This is a genomic window from Paenibacillus sp. BR1-192 (genome assembly GCF_029542445.1).
Classification (GTDB): Bacteria; Bacillota; Bacilli; order Paenibacillales; family Paenibacillaceae; genus Paenibacillus_AQ; species Paenibacillus_AQ lautus_A.
In genome coordinates this window covers 3,990,580-4,005,977 of record NZ_CP120718.1, presented here as the reverse complement: position 1 = coordinate 4,005,977, position 15,398 = coordinate 3,990,580, and the positions used below count along the sequence as shown (strand labels likewise).

Here is a 15,398-nt window from a genome sequence, read left to right as displayed (position 1 = left end):
TCGGAACTTGATGATATTGATTTATTTTAAAAAAAGGGTAATCATTAGTTACAGCACATTATTTTACCATCACATTCCAGTAAAAAGTGCTGATTACGCGCAAACCGAAAGGAGGATTGTGATTAGCTGTCGTCAGCTATAATTCCTGCTTCATATCAACCCCAGTGAGACATCATGCCAAAGGAGGTATCTTAATGTTTCAGGAGCGCTTTGCTCTCAGCGGTAAGAACTTAAAGATTTTTACATCGTTCGTTCTCGCCATTATTTTACTTATCATGCCGGTCCTGCCGGCTGCAGCTGCATCACCAGGCAAAACCGTGAATGCTTCGGCTAAGCTGGCCTATAATCTTAAAGGGCTTAAGCACAATGTGGCCGTTCAAAAAGCATATATTGCAGACAAGTATGTTTACGTTACGCAGCGGTCTAAGGGTACATGCTATCTTTCCAGGCTGCTTATTAGCGGGAAAGACGCGAAGTACGTTGACGAAATGACCGTCACCAATACCGGCCATTGTCAAACGCTTGATATGTATACGTACAAAGGGGAACATTATTTCTACTTCAGTTCCAAAGCCGATTCTTCCACTAAGCAATTCTGGTCCCTCCAAGTGGCAAGACTAAAATATAAGGCGGGATCAAAGGTCGATTATACGAAGCTGGACCGGTTCGTCTATATGAATTATGCCAACAAGACCGGCAAACGATTAGGCACAACCTATAGGGTCGACGGCGGCGGCAACAGCAAATATACGTTCTTCCGCGTACAAACCAAGGAAAAGACCGTCACCTGGTCCATATACAGCACAGCGGCCCTGAACAAGCTTCTGGACAGCAAAAAGCAGGTTCGAATGGATAGTGCCGCAGCGGTAAAAGCGAGCATAGCGAGTTTCACTCAATCCGGCAATCGTATTATTAGACCGAATGGATCGTTTCAAGGTGCAGATATGCTGGGGAGCTCCAAAATTTACACTTCGGGAGGTGCCGAAGGCCAAACCCCGCAGATCGCCATGATGACCAGCTCGGGCGCCTACAAGAGCCTGGTGAAAATTACGAATGTGGGAAAGCATGAAATCGAGGGCGTTCAGACCAAGAACGGGAAGGTTTACTTTACGATCGTGACGGATCCCAAGAACAAGAAAAACACGCAGAAAATTTACTATGTACCGGATACGATTTTTTAAATATTTTACGAAAAAGTCGCCATGTAATGGCGGCTTTTTTCGAGATTGTAACTAGTATGTCCAGTCCCCAGCAATTGTAAATCGCTTCTTATCACGTCTTAATATCAGAGAACAATGTGAGATTGTGTGTTTTTGTGGTATTCTGTACTAGTAATTCAAACGCGGTAGTCGTTTATTGGAGGAATATTCAATGCTTGCACATGATCGGCATCAACAAATCATGAAACTGCTTCACGAAATCCAATCGGTCAAGACAACGGATTTAATCGCGCAATTCGGAGTTTCTTTCGAGACGATTAGAAGAGACCTGGAATATCTGGAACAAGAGGGCTTCTTAAAAAGGGTTCATGGCGGGGCAACCTTGCCGGCAGCGGACTATCAGAAAGAACTGCCTTTTACCGTGCGGGAAATGAAGAGGCTTCAAGAGAAACGGGAGTTGGCCCAGATTGCCCTCCGCTACGTGGAAGAAGGGCAATCCTTGTTCATGGATGTAAGCACCACCAATACCGAATTCGCCAAGGCCTTGATGACGCGCTTTGATCGATTGACGATACTGACCAATTCCTTTCAGATCGCATCGATACTTATGGAGAAACCTCATTTCACGATCATCTTTGTCGGTGGGGTGGTCCGTAACTCGGAACATTGCGTGGTCGGCGATTTTGCCGAATCCTTTGTCACTCAGTTTCATGCCGACCTTTTCTTTATGAGCGTGAGCGGCATATCCCTGACCGAAGGCTTGACGGATTATGGGTTAAGCGAGATTCAATTGAAGAAGAAAATGCTGGCCCGGGCACACAAGGTCATCGTGCTTGCAGACAGCAGTAAATTTAACGCGGTTTCGCTCACACCGGTCTGCGGATTGGATCAGATTGAACGGATTGTGACGGACTCCGGGCTAGGGCATGATGTCCTGGAACAATATCGGGAGGCAGGGGTCAACATCGATTGCTAATAATTTCAAAGGAACAAGAAGAGCCTTTCGACGAGGTTCTTTTTTTTTGCGCATCATATCAATTGACAGTAAGAAAATCCCATGATACGATCAAAATCGAGTTGTGAAAATGTGTGTTTATAAGCATAAGAGTGTGTAAATTAGTGTTTTTAGAGGGGGTGTAGCAATTTCACTTGCAGTTTTATTGGTTCTAGGCTCTGGCATGGCGCATGCAATATGGAATATGTTGGCAAAGACGAGTGGGAATAAGCAGTTGTTTTTATTTATCATTTATATCCCCACCACGCTTATGCTGCTCCCGGGCTTTATGATCGAAATCGTCACAGCGAATCCACCCATGTCGGCTTACCTTTTGTTATTCCTGTCCGTGTTCATTCAAGGGGGATATGCCTATTTCTTGTCCAAGTCCTTAACCTATGGCGACCTATCCCAGGTCTACCCGATGATGAGAGGGATTTCCACTTTCTTGTTGCCTCTTTGCGGAGTCATTCTCCTGAACGAGCGGTTATCCGTCTGGGGATGGCTGGGACTCGGATTGATTGCATTTGGCTTCTTTCTATCAAGCGGCATCTTTATGAGGAAGCAAAGATTTCATACCCCGCACAAAGTTCTTTTCTATACTGCAGCCGTGGGGTTTTGTACGATGGCGTACGTGATGGTAGACAAAGTGAATCTGCAGCATTTTTCGCCAACGCTGCTTTTGGAAATATCCAATATCGGATTTATGCTGGGGCTGGCCCCGTTTATCCGTTTTGGCGAAATCCGCTGGGTAAGAGAGATTAGGGAACATGGAAAATGGCTTGCAGTTGGCGCGATTCTTTCTCCAGGTTCATATTTGTTGTTCTTGTTTGCCATGAGTATGTCCCCGTTAATATACATAGCGCCTCTTCGAGAAATTGGAACCGTATTCGGAACCTTGCTGGGCGTATTGCTGCTGAAGGAAGGTCAAGGAGGGCTGCGGCTCGTATCGGCCGGCATTATCTTTATCGGAATCTTACTCGTAGGCATGCTGGGCATATGATTAGCAGACGGCATTTTACCGCTGCGGTGAACAGGGGGATAACGCGTCGGCCATATTCGACATCATTTTTGAAGGAGGATTGAGTAGTTTGAACAAGCGGAATCAAGAAGGAGAAAACCGGAACGGGGACGTGCTGCTCCGATTTCAGGTTATCACCGATACGCACGTGAAAGCGGACCCCGGACATACCTACAATTGTAATTTGGCGAGGGCATTAGAAGATATTAAACGAATGGCGCAGGACAGTGACGGCATTATGCACGCAGGCGATTTAACCGACCAAGGGAGTACGGAGGAATATGCGGAGTTTCGCAGAATATGGCGGGAGCATGGCGCAGGATTGCCGGTCAGTTATTTTGCTGCAGGCAATCACGATGTCGGTCTGGGGCATTGGCCTTCACGTTTGGGAGCTTATCTGGATGCCACGGGGATGAGGGGACCCTATCACGATCATTGGGTTAACGGGTACCACTTTATCTTCCTCGGAACCGAGGAGGGGCTGGAACTGTTTGCTTCCTTGTCCGAAACTCAGCTGACATGGCTCGATACTAAGCTAACCGAGAGCAAGAATCCGGTTCAACCGGCTTTCGTCTTCCTGCATCAGCCGCTCAAAGACACGGTTGCAGGATCTTATGAGTCGCAGCGATGGTTCGGCGTTGCTCAGGACGAAGCGCTCAAGAAAGTTCTGGCTAAGCACCGGCATGCCATCCTGTTCACGGGGCATACTCACTGGGAGCTGGAGGCGCAGCATACCATGTTCGATGGACAGGAACAACTGCCTTATATGTTTAACGGATCCTCTGTCGCGTACCTATGGACGGATAAAGACGAACATAAAGATGGGAGTCAGGGTCTGTTCGTCGAGGTTTATGCAGATCGTGTAATCGTCAGAGGCCGGGATTTCGCTGCAGGCAAGTGGCTGGAGAATGTCCGGTTTGAATGTAACATCCCTGAGCAATCCGAATAATTGAAAACGCCTACAACAGAACCCTCCATTCAACGACATCCGTTCATTATGATTGAACGGGGCTGTCGAGTAAATGGAGGGTTTTTCCGGCTCCGCTGCAGGATTACCAAATGAATATAATTGTTTTCACAGGAAAAAGATACTACAATTGGATCAAGGCTTACATATTAGCGTTTTGATTTTGCTCTTGTTCAAATTGACAGCTAAGAGAGGAACAGAGGGGGAAACTTGGAATGAAAAACAATGAACTAAAGAGGGGGCTTGAAGCTCGCCACATTCAGATGATTGCTTTGGGCGGCACCATCGGTGTCGGGTTATTTATGGGTTCGGCAAGCACGATCAAATGGACAGGTCCATCGGTGATGCTTGCGTATGCTATTGTAGGGATTTTTATATTCTTCATTATGCGCGCAATGGGAGAAATGCAGTACATAGAACCGAGCACGGGATCGTTTGCGACCTTTGGCCATAAGTACATTCATCCCTTGGCGGGGTATGTGACGGCCTGGAGCAACTGGTTCCAGTGGGTGATCGTCGGGATGGCGGAGATCATTGCCGTTGGGACATACATGAAGTACTGGTTTCCGGATTTGCCCGCTTGGATACCAGGGCTCGTCGCCATGGCGATTCTCGGTGCAGCCAACCTGTTCTCCGTGAAATCGTTTGGTGAATTTGAGTTTTGGTTTGCCATGATTAAAATCGTAACCATCGTCTTGATGATTGTTGCCGGGCTCGGTCTGATTTTGTTCGGATTAGGCAATGGAGGAAATGCGATCGGATTTTCTAACTTGTGGCAGCATGGGGGCTTTTTTACCGGCGGATGGTCAGGCTTTTTCTTTGCTCTCTCGTTAGTGATCGGAGCCTATCAAGGCGTCGAGCTGATAGGGATTACGGCAGGTGAGGCCAAAAACCCGCAAAAAACGTTAATGAGCGCGACGCAAAGCATTATCTGGCGCATTTTGATCTTCTATATCGGCGCGATTTTTGTGATTGTTACGGTCTACCCTTGGAATCAGCTGCAAGCCCTCGGCAGTCCGTTCGTTGCCACGTTTGCGAAAGTCGGCATTACTGCGGCAGCCGGAATTATCAACTTTGTTGTCATCACCGCCGCCATGTCGGGCTGCAACAGCGGGATATTTAGCGCAGGACGCATGCTTTATACGTTAGGAGTCAATGGACAGGCACCGAAAATATTTACGAAACTGTCCCGTAACGGCGTGCCCCTGCTGGGAACGATCGGCGTACTCACGGGGTTGGGCCTTGGGGTGTTTTTAAGTTATATCGCACCGGAAAATCTGTTTGTGCATGTGTACAGCGCCAGCGTGCTTCCCGGTATGGTGCCGTGGTTCGTCATTTTGATCAGTCAAATCAATTTCAGAAGAACCATGGGGAGTGCCTTGGATGATCATCCGTTCAAAATGCCTTTCGCCCCGGTGACCAACTATGTGACGATTGCTTTTTTGCTTATGGTGCTGGTCGGTATGTGGATTAACGATGAAACTCGGATTTCCTTGATTACAGGCATTGTTTTCTTGGGTATTGTCGTGATCAGTTATTATGCTTCCGGGGTTAACAAGGCACAAAATAACCGTGAGTAAGCAGCATATAAAAACAAATGAAAGCAAATGAATTGGCAAATCATCCATGGATGAAATCAAATAAACATCCCATTCTCACCAAAGTGGAAATGGGATGTTTTCATTTTGAGGGACGAGCTTGAGTGATTTTATGCAGATTCAAACAGGATAAACAATTAAAACGTCGAAATTGAAAATGTAAAAAGTTCGTCTCCTGGTATCGGACACCTCATGGATAGATAGACACGACGCTGAACAACATCAGGATCGATATAAAACGAAGGAGGGATTCTATATGCCATATGGGCCCGACCCTAATGCAATCTACCCGAATGAGGCCATAAAAAGTATTTGCTATATTAAAAACGTAGTGACACGTCCCAATATTATTGTCGGCGACTATACCTATTATGACGATCTAAACGGTGCCGAAAAATTCGAAGAGCATGTCACGCACCACTATGAATTTATTGGTGACAAGCTGATTATCGGGAAGTTTTGCGCAATCGCAAAGGGGATTGAATTCGTCATGAATGGCGCCAACCATAGAATGCGCAGTGTTACTACCTATCCATTCAACATCATGGGCAACGGTTGGGAGAAATCGACTCCGGCACTGGCCGACTTACCCCTAAAAGGCGACACAGTCATTGGCAACGATGTATGGATTGGTCAAAACGTGACTGTAATGCCCGGTGTACACATTGGCGACGGAGCCATCATAGCAGCCAATTCGGTTGTTGTAAAAGATGTTCCCCCTTATCATATTGCAGGCGGGAATCCTTGCAGGGTTATTAAGAAAAGATTTGATGACGAACTCATCGACCATCTCCTTGCCATAAAATGGTGGGATTGGCCTGCTCGAAAAATTTTTGACCATCTTGAAACGTTATGCAGCGGGGATCTGACAAAAATCAAGGAATTATAAATTGCTCATTATAAGCATCTCATGGGTGAATCTACTTATTGAGCGGCTTTGCAGAACACCATGGCACCGTGAACATGATCCTCTGCATAATAATTGGAACCTTACTTCATAATAATACAGCCTATTTTATTCCAAACCATTCAGAGGAGCAGATACGTGGTGAAAAACAAATGGTTGCTAGCGTTAACCTTAGTGTTTGTAATTAGCATGACGCAGGCCGTAGCGCCTGTGCAAGCCATGGTGGGCGAAAAGAAGAATACGAATTGCATAAGTCCCAAAGTAGTCCAATTGAAAGGCGAAATGGAGAAGGTTTGGATCGATCATACGATATGGACAAGAAGCTATATCCTGAGTGCCATATCCAATCGTCCTGATCAGAAGGACGTTCTGGACCGGCTTTTACGAAACCAGCAGGACATTGGCAACGTGATCAAACCTTTCTATGGGGAAGCCGCCGGGAATAAGCTTGCTGATCTAATGAGAGAACATATTCTGATTGCAGTGAAAATTGTGGCTGCGGCCAAGGCCGGCAAACAGTCGGAAGGGACAAATTAGAGGCGGATTGGCACAGAAACGCTGACGATATCGCCAAATTCTTAAGCGCAGCGAATCCGAACTGGCAGTTTAAAGAGCTCCAGGATATGTTATATACGCATCTCCAATTGATTACGGAAATCGTCGTTAGCTGTATCAAGGGAGATTGGAAAGCGGATATTGCTGCAACCGATAAAAACGAGATCCACATGATTCATTTAGCGGATATTCTGACAGAAGGCATTGTCAAGCAATTCCCTGAGAAATTCTAAGGATTACTCGTGTGTCAGAATCGCGTAAAGAAGAACATACAATTACAATAGCCGCATCTTTGCGGCTTTTTGTAATTGCCAAAGCAGAAGCTGATGATCATTAACGGGTACCAAGAGATATGATCCATTAGCCGTTTTTCGCTTTCCTCAAGAGGGAACCCCAAACTTTATCGTATACATCCCTCTCCCAACGGGTAATAACTAACAGCACAGCAAAAACGTGACGATCAGTGGGAAAGGGGCTTGAAACGAATGAAACGCAAACTATTGATAACCGGAGCGGCGGGCACCATAGGGAACGTAATTTACAAGGGGCTGCAAAAAGACAGCCGGTATGACATCATCGGTGCGGATATTGAGGCGGACGATAGGCAGGGTATCGTGCAGCTGGACATCGTGGACGAGGCGCGGCTGGCAGAGCTTACGCAAGGAGTCGATACGGTGCTCCATTTTGCCTGGATTAAGGACAACGGGGATTTTCTCGGTAAGGTACTGGAGGGAAATGTGAGCGGCGCGTACAAGTTGTTTGAGGCAGCCGTGCAGAATGGCGTGCGGCGTTTGATATTTGCCAGCTCCAATCATGCGACCGGTTATTACAAGGTTTACGAAAAGGTAGAGCCAGACGATCCGTACCGCCCGGATAGCTTTTACGGACTCAGCAAATGCTATATCGAACTGTTGGGCCGGCTGTATTCAGATCAGGGAAAAATCTCTTCGATTAATATTCGAATCGGCAACTTCCCTGGAGACGATCGACCTCATTCAGAGCGCGCCGGGCATATCTGGATATCGGAACGCGATATGCTTCAACTGATCGTTTGCTGCATTGAAGCAGATGACAAACTAACGTATTTGAACTTGTACGGCACCTCCGCCAATACGGATAACTATTATAACATCGATTATCTTGAAGAATTGATCGGATACAAACCTCAGGACGACGCAGCAAAGCTGCTTGAGTTAGCCAAAGCGGCGGGAAGCAAAGTACGTCAGGACGAGACGGTCTATCAGGGAGGCCAGCAACAATAACAGCTTCGAAGAAGCACCTGTAAACCTGCGTTTCCGTAGATCGGTGATGCCTGATAGAGATTTGCATGCGTACAGAAGCCATGAGGACACGATGAACGATGAGAGGTTTGCCTTCTGAAAGTCGCGTTAATCATGCGGCTTTTTTTTATTTTCAGGACTATCGTTCGTGTCATTCCCACTTGACGTACGTTTCGATTACGTGATCAGCTGCCCCGGCCGCACGTACGCCGATTAGAGGCTTCTTGCTAACAAGGTCCCCACTTGTTTGGCCATGACTTGCGGCGGGTAAGGCATTCCGTTTCGGATCCACCATTCAATGACCCCGACATAAGCAGTCCCGGCATATTGCAGCATCACATCTTCGTGCAATTCGGCGTTTTTTCCGCTTTCTTTGTCGATCTCACCTTTGAATCCTTCCATGAAAGACGTAAGCAGCCGCGTTCTGAAAGAGGAAGGGGCGCCTTTGGACGCTAACATGGTTGAAAAAAGCACATAGTTCTTTTCAAAATATTCGAAATACGGCACGAGAGCATCCGCCCATTCCATTTCACACGCCCATGTATCCATCTCTTTTAATTCATGAATGTGTGCCTCCATGATTTGATTCAATAAATCATACTTGTCCTGATAATGCAGATAAATCGTGCCGCGATTCAAATTTGCCTGGTCTGCGATGTCTTGAATGGTTATGTCATCGAAGTTTTTGTCGGCCATCAATTCAATGACGGCTTTTCTTAAGGCTTCTTGCGTTTTTAGGATTCTACGATCCACTTTTGCCATCTTGTATTAACCCCCTGACCTTCCAAACTTAATGAACACTTTTGATGATCTTGTTGATATCTCAACAAATCGCGCTGATTTAACCATTGAACTTCAACATCTATCTCCTATAATAATAGACATGAGTTGATTAAACAACTTAAATTGTTTATTCGCTTTTTGTGGATAACGACGGCTAATGGCCTGTTTACCCCCATTTTCTAAAGAGGACTAGTTGAGAAAAATAAGATTACCTGGAGGTTATACATGATGAATGCTAATGCACGTGCTGTGTTCGGTCCGGAAGGTCCGTTTCAACTAACAACTATTGAGCGAAGGGATCTTAAGCCGCATGATGTGCTCATTGAAATCAAATATGCAGGGATTTGCCACTCGGATATCCATACCGCTCGCGGCGATTGGGGGCCGGTCCAATATCCTCTCGTGCCGGGACATGAAATCGCCGGCATTGTCGCCCGGGTTGGCTCGGATGTCACAAAGTACACGGTTGGTGACCGAGTAGGCGTCGGCTGCATGGTTGATTCCTGCGGAGAGTGCGAGAGCTGCCGCAGAGGAGAGGAGCAATATTGTCTGAAAGGACATACGGGTACTTACGCAGCTACCGACAGATATGGTCAATATACACAAGGAGGCTATTCCTCCCATATCGTCGTAACGGAGGATTTCGTCGTACGCATTCCCGACGGCATTGCTCTTGATGCCGCTGCACCGCTCTTATGTGCCGGAATCACAACCTACTCGCCGCTTCGCCATTGGGGTGCCGCTCCTGGCAAGAAGATCGCAGTGGTTGGACTTGGCGGGCTCGGCCACATGGCTGTAAAGCTGGCTCATGCCATGGGAGTCGAAGTCACGGTTTTATCACAGACCTTGAAGAAAAAAGAAGACGGTTTGAAGTTAGGCGCAGACCATTATTATGCTACCAACGATCCGGAGACATTTAACAAGTTGGCCGGCACGTTTGATCTCATCGTGAATACGGTGAGCGCGAAGATTGATTTGAATGCTTATCTCTCGCTGCTGGCGGTGGACGGTACCTTGGTCAACGTCGGTGCACCTCCGGAGGCATTGCCTGTTCAAGTATTTTCGCTAATCCCGCATCGTCGTTCGTTTGCCGGATCGGCAATCGGCGGCATTCGAGAAACGCAGGAAATGCTGGATTTCTGCGCTGAACACCACATAACGCCTGAGATCGAGGTCATCTCCGCAAATCGGATTGATGAGGCTTGGGAACGCGTGCTGGCTTCGGACGTCCGGTATCGATTTGTCATTGATATCAGCACGATGGAGAACGAATAAGAATTCATTGCATCCCCGAATCAAGAAGGGCACGCCGAGTGGTGTGCCCTTTAGTTAAATGAGGAGCCGGTCGAACGAACGGCTACCTGCGCAATCGTCTTAAGCAGAGACGTTATTTTATAAGAAAACATCTCATCAGTCATAGGAGTTAGAGAAATGAAATATAAAGCTCAACAAAGTTCTTTCGGTTTTGCCCTAATCTTGGCGACATTTTCGGCATTGGGGCCGTTTACGGTCGATATGTACCTGGCGTCGCTTCCGCAAATCGCTGTATTTTTTGGAACAAGCGCAGCCGCGGTTCAAGCGAGTTTAACCACCAGCCTGTTAGGATTAGGATTGGGACAGTTGATCATGGGGCCTTTAAGCGACATGTATGGAAGGCGTCCGCCTTTGCTGACCTCCATGATCTTGTACATCCTTTCCTCGATTGGATGCGCTTTTGCGCCAAGCATCGAGTGGTTCATATGTTTAAGATTCATTCAAGGGGTTGCAGCGTCGGCCGGACTCGTGATTTCGCGAGCGATTGTCCGAGACCGGTTCCATGGTGTTGAAATGACGAAGTTTATCGCGCTCTTAACGATGATCAGCAATGTGGCACCGTTAATTTCGCCAACGCTCGGAAGCGCGGTAATGTCATACAGCTCATGGGGAAGTGTATTTCTGTTCTTGGGGGCGCTAGGCATAGCACTGACCGCGATAACCTTAGGAGGGTTAAAGGAAAGCCTACCTGTACAGCAGCGTGTTCCAAGCAGTTTCAGCACATTGATAAAAAATTATAACAGCTTGTTCCGGGAGCGGTCGTTTATGGGATATGCACTAGTTAACGGCATACTGTTCGCAGGCGTTTTCGCCTATGTGGCGGGTACCCCGTTTATTTATCAGAACATGTACGGCGTGTCGGCGCAAATGTTCTCGATCCTCTTTGCGTTGAACGGCCTTGCGATCATTGCGGGATCTCAATTCGTCAAATTGTTTGCAGGCCGGGTAACGGAAAGCCGGCTATTCAGGATTGGATTAATCATTGCGTTCATATCTTCTGCAGCGGTCTTGTTCGTCGTATTGGTACATGGCGCATTGTCTGCCATGTTTATTTCGATTTTCTTATTCGCTTTTTCCATTGGGATCATCGGGCCGATCTCTTTTACGCTAGCAATGGAGTCGCAGGGGCATATTGCAGGCAGCGCTTCAGCCGTGCTCGGCTCCTTACAATTCGCATTAGGCGCCGTTACGTCTCCGCTTGTAGGAATTGCGGGCGAAAATTCCGCGATTCCTTTCGGAGTTGTCATCTTTTCCACCAGTGTATTATCTATTGCTGCCTATCTCATCCTGATTCAAGGGGGACAAAGTTTAACCAGCGGTAAAACCAGCTCTGATTCCAGCATGTGAATGTATAGGTAAACGATTTAATTAGGCAGCTGATGCAGCTGCCTTTTCTTCATTTAGTTGTGTTGAACTTGTGGCATTATGGGTTGTTAGCCATCGATTGGCTATTCTTGGCGTAATGCGCATAGACGCTATAATAGCAAGCCACATGCACGAAATTGACGAGCGACCATATAACAAGCCAGATGATCGGTGACGATAGGGTAGTCCAAAGACCGGACCATGGCAGCACGCGCCCTCCGCCGATAAACGTCAGCAATGGGGGGAGAGACAAGAGGATGAGGACCGGAATCAGCCTAATGACCGATACGAGAATGAACATGCCGATCGTAAGGCGTTTTTTCTTCCGACGAATACGAATAGAAGCATAGCCGCCCCATACAAGCGTTGCGAGAATCAACGCCACCATGATCATAGACATGTTTCGATCGTTAAGAAAAGAGATGTTGGGCTGTTCTCCCCTCATCATAGCCGCGACCCCATCGATGATTCCCGAGTAATCCACAAATGCGTTCAATCCCGAATTAAACATCACCGCGATCCCCATTTGCTCGTCCAAAAAAACCGTTTCTTCCGACTTGTACGTCCAGAAAATACCGCTGTGGGAGATCGTTCGGCCTCCCGATGGATCATGGTCTGCGAGCCAACCCATGCCGTACGGCGAAGCTTCTCCGGCTGAATGAAATTGCTTCATCAGCGCCGGGGGAAGAAGGTCGCCGCTATATTGGGCAATCATCCACCTGGACATGTCTTCCGCGGTTGAAACGATCCCTGCGGGACCGTCAATAAACCACAGAGGCTCTGAGCGACTCACGGAGCGGCCCAGAATCGAGTAATGACCCGGCGGGATAGCTTCATTCCCATTGATTTGATGCGTCGTGCTGACGCTGTACGTATGGTTCATACCCAGGGGTTTAAAAATATGACGATTCAGGTAATCCGAAAACCGCTCTCCACTGATGCTTTCCACGAGGTTCGCCAACAGCACGTAATTGGGATTGTGGTAGCTGTAAGTTGTTCCAGGTTTATGGGCGAGTTCAACCTCATTTAATAACCGGTTCGCCTCGTGCAGTGCTTGGAATTGCGGAGTCCTCGTCATATCGGGATTGGAGCCATCCGTCAGGCCGCTGGTCTGATTCAATAAATGCCGGACCGTTATGTCATGAACTCGGGGATCCTGAGGAGCCAGTTCGGGAAAATAGGAAACGTAAGCCTCTTCCAGATCAATCCGGCCTTTATCCACCAACTGCAGAACGGCTAATGCGGTAAAGGACTTGCTAAGCGAAGCAATGGGTAGAGGGGTTTCGTCCGTTATGCTTTGGTTTTCACCAAACGTACCATAACCTTTGGCATAGAAGGTTTTATCGTTTAAGGAGATCGACAAGGACGCACCTTCGATATGGTTGGCCTTCATGCTCCGGCTCATGTATTCGTCAATGTCCCGCCAAAGTTCCGTGCGGTCCCCGTCCTCCAATGCAGTTACGGACTCCGCCATCACGGTCCAAGTTAGCAGCAGGCAGGTAATTACGGTAAACATTCTTTGTATTGTTTTCGGCATCATAGCACTCCTTCAATCAAGATAAGGATATGCTATCGGATAATTTTCAACTATTTATCAACTACGATCCAAAACTTGCGGTTACGCAGCCGCCGCCTTGAGGTCCGTTTTCGACCTGCAAGCTCCCGCCATGTATTTCGCAAAGCACCTTGCAAACATACAGTCCTAGTCCACGATGTTCGGTTGCATCCCACATATCCCCGCGGTAAAAAGGAAGAGCAGCCTTGTTTAGGGCTTCGTTCGAGAAACCAGGTCCGTCGTCCGTGACGGCAATATCCATAGAGGCTTCCCGAATGATAAAACGAGCGTTCACCTGACTGGTTGCGTAACGCGCCGCATTGGCTACCAGGTTCTCGAATACCTGCATGACGACATGGGCATCCAGGCTGATTTCAGAATCAGCGTTATCAATGGAAGAGGCAAAGTTTATGCCGAATTGACTAGCTATTTGATTGGCACTGTCGTTCAACAAAGCCGTGAACGGGATGATATCCACGGGATCGCGATGCACCGGGGTATCCTCCAGTTTCTGAATCGAGCTCATGGCCTCCGCATAGTTCTCCAGGCGAACGATGTGAAGGTTCATGGTATGGATCAGGTCCAGAATCTTCTCTTCCGACAATTTCTTCTCGGGAACATAGGTGGCGAGAAACTCGGCGTACCCTTTCAGCACAGACAGCGGCGTCCTTAGATCATGGGCAAAAATTGCATTGAGCTGCTTGCGCTCCTCCACCGAACGCCAGAGCGCCTTTAAATTGATTTCCAATTGTGACCGCATGTTTTCAAATACGGCGATGAGCTCGCCCATCTCGTCCCGGCTGTCATAGGAGATGCTGAAGCCTAGATCGTTGGCCGAGATCTTCTTGGATGCTTGCATCAGAATCGTCAGCGGTCGTTTTAGCTTCCATCTGTAAAATAGAACGGCCATGGCGACAATTCCTGCGGCTACCGTCAACAGCACCGCCGCGACGAGGGAGGGCAGCAACCAATCGGCCTCTCCAAAACGCTCCCGCAGGATCTCCGCCCAGGCAAATTCCAAAGTGATCATGGCCAGTACAGCAAAAAGCGTAAGAATGCATAACAGGATGAACGATTGCAGCAGATTAAGTCTTTCTAGCAGCAGCCTATTTACGAGTTTAGCCATTTGTATCCTACTCCCCACACCGTCTCGATTCGATCGCTGCAGCCGTATTCCTTGAATTTGTTGCGAATTCGCCGAATATGCTCCGCGATGACGCTGCTATCGCCTTCTTCGTCCAGGCCCCAAATTTTCTCGTAAATGCGCTCCTTCTCGAATACCATGCCGGGATTCATGGACAGTAATTCGATAATGTCGAACTCTTTTTTGGCCAGAGGTATTCGTTTATCCTGGAAATAGAGCTCCCGGGCCGTATAATTAATGACCAAATCATGGTTAAACCTCACCGAGGCTTTGGTTAGGACTCGCTGTTCCCTGCGCAAATGCGCTTCTACTCTGGCGCCAAGCTCGCGAATACTGAAAGGTTTCAGGATATAGTCATCACCTCCCGCCCGAAAGCCGGCTATTTTATCGGCATCTTCGATTCGAGCGGTCAAAAATAAGATGGGGCACGAGACAAAGCCTCTAATTCTTTCGCATACTTCAAGGCCGTTCTCCTCAGGCATGTTGATATCGAGCAATACGAGATCGGGTCCTAGTTCCACTTTTCGCATAGCTTCCCGGCTGTCCTTGGCCGTCATGACAAAATATCCATTGATTTCAAAGTAATCGGCCAGCAGCTTTCGAAGATCCGCCTCATCGTCCACGATTAGTATCTTATGCATACATGCTTCATCTCCAGTTTCATATGTTTGATTTCAGCATATCAAAGAAATTTTCGCATACCAATCGGATTTTAATTGAACGGCATGGAAAGTCTAAGGCAGTGTAGACGAGGT

13 protein-coding genes and 1 pseudogene are annotated in these 15,398 nt (G+C 47.7%); 10 read left to right on the top strand and 4 right to left on the bottom strand.

Annotation, left to right across the window (positions count from 1 at the left end; genetic code table 11):
* Positions 1–194: 194 nt before the first annotated feature.
* From P0X86_RS17730 to P0X86_RS17695, 8 genes and pseudogenes are all read left to right on the top strand, one after another.
* The gene (locus P0X86_RS17730; protein WP_096774000.1) at positions 195–1,181 is read left to right on the top strand and encodes a phage baseplate protein; all 987 of its coding nucleotides are present in this window, start codon (positions 195–197) and stop codon (positions 1,179–1,181) included.
* Between the two features lie 190 nt (positions 1,182–1,371).
* Positions 1,372–2,136 (top strand): DeoR/GlpR family DNA-binding transcription regulator, encoded by a 765-nt coding sequence (locus P0X86_RS17725; RefSeq protein ID WP_036660720.1) that lies wholly within the window; start codon positions 1,372–1,374, stop codon positions 2,134–2,136.
* A gap of 184 nt (positions 2,137–2,320) precedes the next feature.
* A complete protein-coding gene (locus P0X86_RS17720) occupies positions 2,321–3,157 on the top strand; it encodes a DMT family transporter (RefSeq protein WP_277746059.1) in 837 nt (278 codons plus the stop codon).
* 88 nt (positions 3,158–3,245) lie between these two features.
* Entirely contained in the window at positions 3,246–4,124 is an 879-nt protein-coding gene (locus P0X86_RS17715; protein WP_277746058.1) for a metallophosphoesterase family protein, read from the top strand.
* A 233-nt stretch (positions 4,125–4,357) separates the two neighbouring features.
* Positions 4,358–5,722, top strand: a complete 1,365-nt coding sequence (locus P0X86_RS17710; protein WP_277746057.1) for an amino acid permease — start codon at positions 4,358–4,360, stop codon at positions 5,720–5,722.
* A 274-nt stretch (positions 5,723–5,996) separates the two neighbouring features.
* Positions 5,997–6,629: a Vat family streptogramin A O-acetyltransferase gene (locus P0X86_RS17705; RefSeq protein ID WP_277746056.1), complete on the top strand. Its 633-nt coding sequence runs from the start codon at positions 5,997–5,999 to the stop codon at positions 6,627–6,629.
* A gap of 159 nt (positions 6,630–6,788) precedes the next feature.
* Positions 6,789–7,435 (top strand): annotated as a pseudogene (locus tag P0X86_RS17700) (glycosyltransferase).
* A 252-nt stretch (positions 7,436–7,687) separates the two neighbouring features.
* Positions 7,688–8,464, top strand: coding sequence for an NAD-dependent epimerase/dehydratase family protein (locus P0X86_RS17695; RefSeq protein WP_277746055.1), 777 nt, complete (start codon positions 7,688–7,690; stop codon positions 8,462–8,464).
* 231 nt (positions 8,465–8,695) lie between these two features.
* On the opposite strand, the gene P0X86_RS17690 is transcribed toward P0X86_RS17695, so the two are convergent.
* On the bottom strand, positions 8,696–9,244 hold the full coding sequence (locus tag P0X86_RS17690; RefSeq protein WP_277746054.1) for a TetR/AcrR family transcriptional regulator: 549 nt from the start codon (positions 9,242–9,244) through the stop codon (positions 8,696–8,698).
* A gap of 246 nt (positions 9,245–9,490) precedes the next feature.
* On the opposite strand from P0X86_RS17690, the gene P0X86_RS17685 reads away from it, so the two are divergent.
* Together P0X86_RS17685 and P0X86_RS17680 are read left to right on the top strand one after the other, a co-directional pair.
* Positions 9,491–10,540 (top strand): NAD(P)-dependent alcohol dehydrogenase, encoded by a 1,050-nt coding sequence (locus tag P0X86_RS17685; RefSeq protein WP_277746053.1) that lies wholly within the window; start codon positions 9,491–9,493, stop codon positions 10,538–10,540.
* A gap of 156 nt (positions 10,541–10,696) precedes the next feature.
* On the top strand, positions 10,697–11,926 hold the full coding sequence (locus P0X86_RS17680; protein WP_277746052.1) for a multidrug effflux MFS transporter: 1,230 nt from the start codon (positions 10,697–10,699) through the stop codon (positions 11,924–11,926).
* Between the two features lie 76 nt (positions 11,927–12,002).
* Here the strand turns inward: P0X86_RS17680 and P0X86_RS17675 are convergent, their stop codons facing one another.
* The 3 genes from P0X86_RS17675 to P0X86_RS17665 are packed head-to-tail and all read right to left on the bottom strand — an operon-like array spanning position 12,003 to position 15,284.
* On the bottom strand, positions 12,003–13,484 hold the full coding sequence (locus P0X86_RS17675; protein WP_277746051.1) for a serine hydrolase domain-containing protein: 1,482 nt from the start codon (positions 13,482–13,484) through the stop codon (positions 12,003–12,005).
* Positions 13,485–13,542: 58 nt separating this feature from the next.
* Positions 13,543–14,625, bottom strand: a complete 1,083-nt coding sequence (locus P0X86_RS17670; protein WP_277746050.1) for a HAMP domain-containing sensor histidine kinase — start codon at positions 14,623–14,625, stop codon at positions 13,543–13,545.
* Positions 14,610–15,284: a response regulator transcription factor gene (locus P0X86_RS17665; protein WP_277746049.1), complete on the bottom strand. Its 675-nt coding sequence runs from the start codon at positions 15,282–15,284 to the stop codon at positions 14,610–14,612. The genes P0X86_RS17670 and P0X86_RS17665 overlap by 16 nt, the downstream gene beginning before the upstream one ends.
* Positions 15,285–15,398: the final 114 nt, after the last annotated feature.

Bases quoted from the DNA above. Each gene is read 5' to 3' on its own strand.
- P0X86_RS17725 (WP_036660720.1), top strand. From the start codon at position 1,372: ATGCTTGCACATGATCGGCATCAACAAATCATGAAACTGCTTCACGAA.
- P0X86_RS17665 (WP_277746049.1), bottom strand. From the start codon at position 15,284: ATGCATAAGATACTAATCGTGGACGATGAGGCGGATCTTCGAAAGCTG.
- P0X86_RS17710 (WP_277746057.1), top strand. From the start codon at position 4,358: ATGAAAAACAATGAACTAAAGAGGGGGCTTGAAGCTCGCCACATTCAG.
- P0X86_RS17695 (WP_277746055.1), top strand. From the start codon at position 7,688: ATGAAACGCAAACTATTGATAACCGGAGCGGCGGGCACCATAGGGAAC.
- P0X86_RS17680 (WP_277746052.1), top strand. From the start codon at position 10,697: ATGAAATATAAAGCTCAACAAAGTTCTTTCGGTTTTGCCCTAATCTTG.
- P0X86_RS17675 (WP_277746051.1), bottom strand. From the start codon at position 13,484: ATGATGCCGAAAACAATACAAAGAATGTTTACCGTAATTACCTGCCTG.
- P0X86_RS17690 (WP_277746054.1), bottom strand. From the start codon at position 9,244: ATGGCAAAAGTGGATCGTAGAATCCTAAAAACGCAAGAAGCCTTAAGA.
- P0X86_RS17685 (WP_277746053.1), top strand. From the start codon at position 9,491: ATGATGAATGCTAATGCACGTGCTGTGTTCGGTCCGGAAGGTCCGTTT.
- P0X86_RS17670 (WP_277746050.1), bottom strand. From the start codon at position 14,625: ATGGCTAAACTCGTAAATAGGCTGCTGCTAGAAAGACTTAATCTGCTG.
- P0X86_RS17730 (WP_096774000.1), top strand. From the start codon at position 195: ATGTTTCAGGAGCGCTTTGCTCTCAGCGGTAAGAACTTAAAGATTTTT.
- P0X86_RS17705 (WP_277746056.1), top strand. From the start codon at position 5,997: ATGCCATATGGGCCCGACCCTAATGCAATCTACCCGAATGAGGCCATA.